Annotated in this window: 4 protein-coding genes and 1 pseudogene; 2 read left to right on the forward strand and 3 right to left on the reverse strand. The window is 64.3% G+C overall.

What is annotated here, in order from left to right:
- Positions 1-15: 15 nt before the first annotated feature.
- The 3 genes from EOA49_RS15195 to EOA49_RS15205 form a co-directional block, all read right to left on the reverse strand.
- Positions 16-1524 carry a glycosyltransferase family 39 protein gene (locus tag EOA49_RS15195; RefSeq protein ID WP_164746956.1) on the reverse strand — a complete coding sequence of 503 codons (1509 nt, stop codon included), beginning with the start codon at positions 1522-1524 and terminating at the stop codon, positions 16-18.
- Positions 1525-1616: 92 nt separating this feature from the next.
- Complete coding sequence (locus EOA49_RS15200; protein ID WP_127241754.1) at positions 1617-4187, reverse strand: FAD-dependent oxidoreductase; 2571 nt, start codon at positions 4185-4187, stop codon at positions 1617-1619.
- A 53-nt stretch (positions 4188-4240) separates the two neighbouring features.
- Positions 4241-5818 carry a trimethylamine methyltransferase family protein gene (locus EOA49_RS15205; RefSeq protein WP_066999726.1) on the reverse strand — a complete coding sequence of 526 codons (1578 nt, stop codon included), beginning with the start codon at positions 5816-5818 and terminating at the stop codon, positions 4241-4243.
- Positions 5819-6073: 255 nt separating this feature from the next.
- Between EOA49_RS15205 and EOA49_RS15210 the strand changes: the two genes are divergently transcribed.
- Positions 6074-7234, forward strand: a complete 1161-nt coding sequence (locus tag EOA49_RS15210) for an MFS transporter (RefSeq protein ID WP_067329632.1) — start codon at positions 6074-6076, stop codon at positions 7232-7234.
- Between the two features lie 89 nt (positions 7235-7323).
- Positions 7324-7960 (forward strand): annotated as a pseudogene (locus tag EOA49_RS15215) (prolyl oligopeptidase family protein); the annotation flags it as partial.

Here is a 7960-nt window from a genome sequence, read left to right on the forward strand (position 1 = left end):
CGGTCCCCTGGCTGTCTATTGCGGCGTCATCTTGTGCAGCCTGGTGATCGTGACCTGGCGCGGTGCGTTCCCCAACTGCGGCACCGCGATGCGCCGATGGACGGTGTCCATCACATAGCCGGCCTCGGTGATCCTCTTGAAGATGACGGAAGCCGGTTCCTCGTCATCCGCGAGCACAAGCACCGCGGGCTCGCGGATCGATTTGGCGAAATCGGGTATCTCGTCGTCGAGCACGATGAGATCGGGATCGACGAGGCGGAGATTGCCGATCCAGAACCAACTCGAGACCACAGTGCCGACCGGTCCGTCGACTGTCAGCTGACGATGGAGCGAAGCGTAGTCCATGCGCACGATGCTGCCGCGGTTGTCGCCGCCGTGGACCTGCATGTACCAGCTTACCGGAAGCACCAGGATGGCCATCACGGCGCCGACGAAGACGATTGTAGCCTGCGTCTTCCTGCCCCTTTCCCCCATCGCGTCCAGCCGCATGGCAATGGCGACCGGCAACAGCACGAATACGGGCAGCATCCAACGATCGCGAAACTGTGTGATGCCTCCCGCCAGCACCACCACGAGCGTGATCAGCAAGGCGAAGCCTATCGCTCGCCAGACCAGCGTCTCTGGCCACGGTGCGGCCTCGGGCGGTGGTGCGGATTGCTTGCGCGCCAGGAAAAACGCGACGGCAAAGATCGTGGCCGGCAGCCCGGCGAAATTGAGTATCGCATTGCCCAAGCCGCGGATGCCGCGAGACAGGGTCTTTGCCGCGCTGCCCCCCTCGGCGACGCCCAGGCCACCGCTGTGCGCCAGCAGGTCTCCCAGATGCGTGAGGCTCCAGTAGAATGTGGGCAGGCAGGCGAGGATCGCCACAACCACACTGATCAGGAAACGGCGATCGAAGATCGCCTCACGTGTTTCGCGGACGGACAGCGCCGCGAGGAACAGCGCAGCGAGAAAGATCACCTCATTGTATTTCGACAGCATTGCGGTAGCCGTCGCCAAGCCAAGCAGCACATAGGCGGTAGTCGAGCGCCGTTTCTGCAACTCGGCGATCACCAGCAGCAGCAGCGATGAAAAGCAAAAAACCGCGACCGAGTGGGTGAGGGCATGCTGCATCTCCCATACGATCTGTGGAAACAGCAGCAGGCCGAACATGGCGGCGGTCGCCGCGCGGGCTGAGTAGCCCAGGCGGCGCACTGTGGCGAAGGACGCGACCAATCCACCGGCCAGCAGCGTGTATTTGACGATCTTGAGCGCGAGAATGCTGGTTCCAACCAGCGAGGCCGTGAGGATGCCGAACCAGGTGTATAAAGGCGGCTGCGAGCCGCCATAGCCGGCCGCGAGGAAGCGCATCGCCATCAACTGTTCGGCGTCGTCGACGCCGACGCCGGTGCCCACGAAATGGGACGAGAGCGGCATAACCACGATCTGGACCAGGCAATAGGCAAGTGCAAACGCGATTGCGGCACTGAAAGGGCCGACCCGTTCATCGCAGAGCCAGTCGGTCCATTTCTCCAGCTGCCGCAAGGGTCGTCTTCTCATCTGATGCGTTGGTGGCCGGTTGCTATATAGCCGGCCACCAACACGATCCGAAAGCGGTACATTGCGGCTTCCTGGAATCAGGTGCGCATCTTCTCGCCGCTCGGGTCGAAGGGCGGTTCGACGTTGATGCGGGCCGGGCGGCGGTGGCCGAGGATCTCGATCTCGAACAGGCCGGCGCTCTCGTCCTCGGCAAGGGCCGCCGGCACATAGCCCTGCGCCATCGACTTTTGCACGTAGTGCGCATAGCCGCCCGAGGTCACCCAGCCGACAACGCGCCACTCGCCATCGACGATGCCGCGCACGGCCGAAGCGCCTTCGGCGGCTTCGGAGCCGCGCACTTCCTTGCCCGTCTCGTCGAAGCGCGGCGCGCCGTAGCCATGCGGTTTCTCCACCGTGCCATAATCCTTGCTGACCTTGGCCCAGATCGGCTCGTCGCCCATCACGTCGGCGTCCGCAGCATCGACGATGAAGGAGACGCGGCGCAGCTTCGGCCCTTGCGCCTGCTCCCTGGCAGCCGCCTCGCGGCCAATGAAGTCGTTCTTCTCCAGCTTGATGAAGCGGTCCATCGAGCCTTCGAACGGCCCGTAGATCGGACGCAACTCGCGGAACCAGGTTGGGAAGTTCTTTTCGAGACGCATCGACAGCAGCGCGCGCATGCCGAAATCGACGAGGCCGAATTCCTCGCCTGCTTCCTTGATCGCCTTGTAGACGAGGCGCTGATAGGCGGGGGCCATCCAGATCTCGTAGCCGAGGTCGCCGGTATAGGTGATGCGGTTGACCATGCAGGGCGCGCCGCCGACCGCCATCTCGCGGAAGTCCATGAAGCGGAAGGCCTTGGTCGAGACGTCGACGTCCACGAGTTTCTGCAGCAAATCCCGCGAGCTCGGTCCGGCGATGGACAGGCCGACCAGCGTCTGGTCGAAGCGGTGGATGCGCACAGAACCATCCTTGGGCAGGTGCTTCTCGAACCAGCGCATATGGTATTTCTGCGCGGCCGAAGAGCCCCAGATCATGAAACGGTCCTCACCGGTCTTGGCGATGGTGAAGTCGCCGATCAGCCTGCCGAACTCGTTGACCATCGGGGTGAGCACAATGCGGCCGGTCTTCGGCATCCGGTTGGTCATCAGCCGGTTGAGGAAATCCTCGGCGCCCGGCCCGGAAACTTCGTACTTGGCAAAGTTGGCGATCTCGGTGACGCCGACCCGTTCGCGCGTCGCGCGAACTTCCTCGCCGATCGGGCCGAAATCGTTGGAGCGGTGGAAGGAGACGATGTCCTTTGGCTCGGTGCCCTTTGGCGCGAACCAGAGCGGGGTTTCCAGTCCCCACGAGTCGCCCATGACCGCATTGTTGGCGAGCATCGTGTCGTAGAGCGGCGTCGTCTGCGCCGGCCGGGCGGCCGGCAGTTCCTCGTTCGGGAAGCGGATCGAGAAGCGCCGCGAATAATTCTCGCGCACCTTGGCGTTGGTGTAGCGCAGCGTCGCCCATTCGCCGAAGCGGGCGACATCCATGCCCCAGACGTCGAAGCCCGGATCGCCGTGCACCATCCAGTTGGACAGCGCCAGGCCAACGCCGCCGCCCTGGCTGAAGCCGGCCATGACGGCGCAGGCACACCAGAAGTTGGTCAGGCCCTGGACTGGGCCGACCAGCGGGTTGCCGTCGAGCGCGAAGGTGAAGGGGCCGTTGATGATCTGTTTGATGCCGGCCTTCTCGATGCCGGGGAAATGCTTGAAGCCGATCTCCAGCGACGGCGCGATGCGGTCGATGTCGGGTGGCAAGAGTTCATGACCGAAATCCCAGGGCGTGTTGACCGGCGACCAGGGCTTGCAGGCTTTTTCATAGGTGCCGAGCAGGATGCCGTTGCGCTCCTGGCGGGTGTAAATCTCGCCCTTGAAGTCGAGCACGCCGATCATCTCGCGGCCGGTCGATCTGTTGAATTCCTCGACCTCCGGCATCGGCTCGGTGAGCAGGTACATGTGCTCCATCGCCAGCACCGGCAGCTCGACGCCGACCATGCGGCCGATCTCGCGCGCCCACAGCCCGCCGCAATTGACGACATGCTCGGCTTTCACCGTGCCTTGCTCGGTGACGACGTTCCAGGTGCCGTCGGCTTCCTGCGTCAGCTCGACGACGCGGTTGCGCAGCACGATCTCAGCGCCGAGTTTTCGCGCGGCCTTGGCGTAGGCGTGGGTCGTGCCGGAGGGGTCGAGATGGCCTTCGACGGGATCCCACATGGCGCCGACGAAATTCTTCTCGTCCATCAGCGGGAACATCGCCTTGGCTTCGGACGGCGTAATCAGCTCGGTATCCATGCCGAGATAGCGGCCCTTGGCGTGGGCGAGCCGCAGGAAATCCATGCGCTCGGGGGTATCGGCCATCATCACGCCGCCGGTCAGATGCAGCGAGCAGGACTGGCCGGAAAGCTCCTCGATCTCCTTGTAGAGCTGGACGGTATAAGCCTGCAGCTTGGCGACGTTCGGGTCGCCGTTCAGGGTGTGGAAGCCGCCCGCCGCGTGCCAGGACGAGCCGGAGGTCAGCTCCGAGCGCTCGATCAGCATGATGTCGGTCCAGCCGGCCTTGGCGAGGTGGTAGAGCACCGAGCAGCCGACGACACCGCCGCCGATGACAACCGCTTTAACATGGGATTTCATGAAGATAGGTCCGTTTTTGCAGAGACTGAATCGAGTGAGCGGGGCGTGAAAGATCAAAAATCGGTCGGCGCGCCGCCTTCGGCGCGGCGCTTCTCGACGAAGTCGTTGAGCTCCTCGCGGATGGCCGGGTCCATATACGGCTCTTCGTAGGCTGCGAGGCGCTCCTTCCATACCTTGTTGGTGCGTTCCAGCGCCGTCGGCGAACCCGCCTCGGTCCAGGTCTCGAAATTGCGCCAGTCGGAGACGATCGGCGAGTAGAAGGCTGTCTTGTAGCGCTCCTGCGTGTGCTGGGTGCCGAAGAAATGGCCGCCCGGGCCGACCGACTGGATGGCGTCGAAGCCGAGCGCGTCTTCGGAGAGATCGAGCGGGGTGAGAAATTCGGCCACCATCTGCAGGAGGTCGATGTCGAGGATGGTCTTTTCGTAGGAGCAGCGCAGGCCGCCTTCCAGCCAGCCGGCGCCGTGCATCATCAGATTGCCGCCGCCCTGGATGGCGCCCCACAGCGAAAAGACGCTTTCATAGGCGGCCTGCGCGTCGACCGTGTTGGCGGCGCAGGTGTTTGAGGTGCGGTAGGGGATATTGTAACGGCGGGCGAGCTGGCCGCCGGCGAGCTGCGCCTTCATGTATTCGGGCGTGCCGAAGGCCGGTGCGCCCGACTTCATGTCGACATTGGAGGTGAAGCCGCCATAGCCGACCGGCGCGCCCTTCTTCACCATCTGGGCAAAGGCGATGCCGGAGAGCGCCTCGGCATTCTGCTGCACCAGCGCGCCGGCGATGGTGACGGGCGCCATGGCGCCGGAGAGCGTGAACGGCGTGACGATCACCGCCTGGCCCATGCTGGCCATTTGGATGATGCCTTCCATCATCGGCACGTCGAGCTTGAGCGGCGAATTGGTGTTGATGATGGTGAAGACCGACGGCTCCTCCATCAGCTGCTCGCGGCTGACGCCGCGCGCGATGCGGGCGATCTCGATGCCGTCGACATTGCGTTCCTTGCCGAGCGAATAGATGTGGAAGACCTTGTCGGTCAGCGTGGCGAGGTCGCGGATGCATTCGAGATGCCGGACCGAGGGATGGATGTCGATCGGCTCGACCGGATAGCCGCCGGTGCACTGCAGTATGTTGTGCATCTGCGCCAGGCGCAGGAAATTGCGGTAGTCGACCTGGTTGCCGGGGCGGCGGCCGCGGTCGAGGTCGGAGCAGTTCGGCGCCGAGGCCATCATCGACAGGATGACGTTGTTGCCGCCGAAGCGCAGATTGTGCGCCGGGTTGCGGGCGTGCAGCGTGAACTCCGGCGGACAGTACGCGATGAGCTCGAGGATCATGTCGCTGTCGAAGCGAACGCGCTCGCTGCCTTCGCGAACGTCGGCGCCATGCGCCTTCATGATGCGGCGGGCTTCGTCATGCAGCACGTCGACGCCGATCTCCTTCAAAACGCGCAGCGAGGCGAGGTGGATCGATTCCAGTTCGTCGTCGGACACCAGCCTGGTGGGCACCAGCGGGTTCTTAAGCTGCCGGAACGGCGGCTGCTCGAAGGCTGCCGATCCGCCGGCGCGTTTGCCAGCACGGCCGCCGCGGCGGGCGCGATCTGTTGCCAATGCCGGTTCGGCGGGATGAAGGGCGGCAGTCATGAGAGGCCTCGTGGGGATGCGAAAGTGGTCGGCATAATGGACCGGCGGCAATGCTGCCGGTAAGGAGGCGGCGACCACTAGGGCGAGGGAAGCGACATGACGGAAGGGCAGATTGGCCCGCCGAATTGCCGCCGCCAAAGCATTCCCTGCCGGCGTTCCTGACAAGGATTGGCTGGAACATGCGCCCTTGCCGTCAGTTGGCCCTTACGGCTGTCGCCGGCAGCGGCTAAGCCTGCGTTGAATGGAGCAGGAATGATGGCTCTGGCGAAATCAGAGACCGGCGAGACGGTGCAGTGGGCCGCGATTACCGGCGTGATCGCGACCGTGTCGGTGTTCGCCATCGCGCAGGGGCTTTCCTATCCGCTGCTGAGCTTCATCCTGCAGCGTCAGGGCGTGTCGCCGGCGGTGATCGGCCTGTCGGCCGCGATGACGCCGGTCGGTTTCATCCTGTCCTCGCCGCTGATCCCGGGGCTGGCGCGCCGGTTCGGAGCCGGGCGGACTGCGCTCATCTGCGCCGGGCTCTCGGCCCTGGTGCTGGCGCTGATCGGCTGGACCCAGGACGTCTATTTGTGGTTCCCACTGCGCTTCCTGGTCGGCGTGGTCACCAATCCGCTTTATGTGCTCAGCGAAATCTGGGTGATCGCGCTGGCGCCGCCGTCGCGGCGCGGGCGCGTCATGGGCATCTATTCGACCATCATCTCGGCTGGGTTCGCGGCCGGACCGCTCTGCCTGCTGGCGGTCGGCACGGAGGGTTGGCCGCCTTTTCTGGTCGGCATCTTTGCTTTTCTTTTCTGCGGCGCCTGCCTGGCGGTCGTGGTGAAACGTCTGCCTAGGGTCGACGAGGCAGGTGAAAAAGTTTCTGTGCTGGGCTTCATGCCGCTCGCCTGGCTGCTCCTGTCGGCGGTCGTCGCCGCCGCCGGTTTCGAGCAGTCGGTGCTGGCGCTGCTTCCCGTCTATGGCACCCACTTCGACATTCCCGAGACGCGCATGTCGGCGCTGCTGTCGACGATGATCGCCGGCAACATCGCCATGCAGGTGCCGCTCGGCCTGCTCGCCGAAAGACTGACGGCGCGCCTCGTGCGATTCGGCTGTGTCTCGGTGACGGTTCTTGGCTGCGCGCTCTTGCCGGCGCTCATCGAGACGCCGCTGATCTGGCCTTGCGTCTTCATCTGGGGCGCGGTGTCCTACGGGATCTATACGATGTCGATCATCGAGCTCGGCGAGCGTTTTACCGGCTCGGCGCTGGTCGCGGGCAATGCCTCCTTCTCCTTGATGTGGGGCGTCGGTGGCATCCTCGTGCCGCCGCTGACCGGCGGTGTGATGGACCTGATCGGCGCCGCAGGGCTTCCGGTGACGCTCGGCGCGATCTGCGCGGCGCTGGCTGTAGCCACCGTCATTCGCCGGCGGGTGATGTAGGGCCGGCTGGCTGAGCGCAGGCAGCGCTGCTCTTGAATGTTGGCACGGCGAACGCGATGTAGGCAGGGCCGCCAGACCCGGAGACCAGCATGACCAGCCCGATGACCCAAACCCAGCCTGAATTGCCGGTCGAGGATCCTTTCCTGTGGCTGGAGGATCGCAACGGCAAGGAAGCGCTTGAGTGGGTCCATCGCCAGAATGCGACGACTGTCGCCGAACTGCAGGGCGATCCATCCTATCAGGCGGCATTCGAGACCGCGCTCGACCTGATGACGGCCGAGGACAATATCCCGGTCGGATCGGCGCTCGCCGGTTACGTCTACAATTTTTGGCAGGACAAGACCAACGCGCTGGGCTTGTGGCGCCGCGCGACAGTCGCCTCCTACAAGACCGACAAGCCGGATTGGGAAACGATCCTCGATTTCGATCAGCTCTCGGCCAAGGAAGGCGTGAAATGGGTGTTCGGCGGCGCGAGCCGGCTCTATCCCGATTTCGACCGCTGCCTGCTGTTCATGTCGCCGGACGGCGGCGACGCCAGCGAGATGCGCGAGTTCGACATTGCGAAGAAATCCTTCGTCGAGGACGGGTTCCGGGCACCGGCTTCGAAGTCGGGGTTTTCCTGGCTGGACAGGGATACGGTGATCGTCTCGGCGGCTTTCGAGGACGAGGACAAAACTCAGTCAGGCTATCCGCGGGTGATCAAGCTCTGGCGGCGTGGCACGAAGC

It is taken from the genome of Mesorhizobium sp. M1A.F.Ca.IN.020.04.1.1 (assembly GCF_003997315.1).
In the GTDB taxonomy this organism is placed as follows: domain Bacteria; phylum Pseudomonadota; class Alphaproteobacteria; order Rhizobiales; family Rhizobiaceae; genus Mesorhizobium.

Bases quoted from the DNA above. Each gene is read 5' to 3' on its own strand.
- EOA49_RS15200 (WP_127241754.1), bottom strand. From the start codon at position 4,187: ATGAAATCCCATGTTAAAGCGGTTGTCATCGGCGGCGGTGTCGTCGGC.
- EOA49_RS15205 (WP_066999726.1), bottom strand. From the start codon at position 5,818: ATGACTGCCGCCCTTCATCCCGCCGAACCGGCATTGGCAACAGATCGC.
- EOA49_RS15210 (WP_067329632.1), top strand. From the start codon at position 6,074: ATGGCTCTGGCGAAATCAGAGACCGGCGAGACGGTGCAGTGGGCCGCG.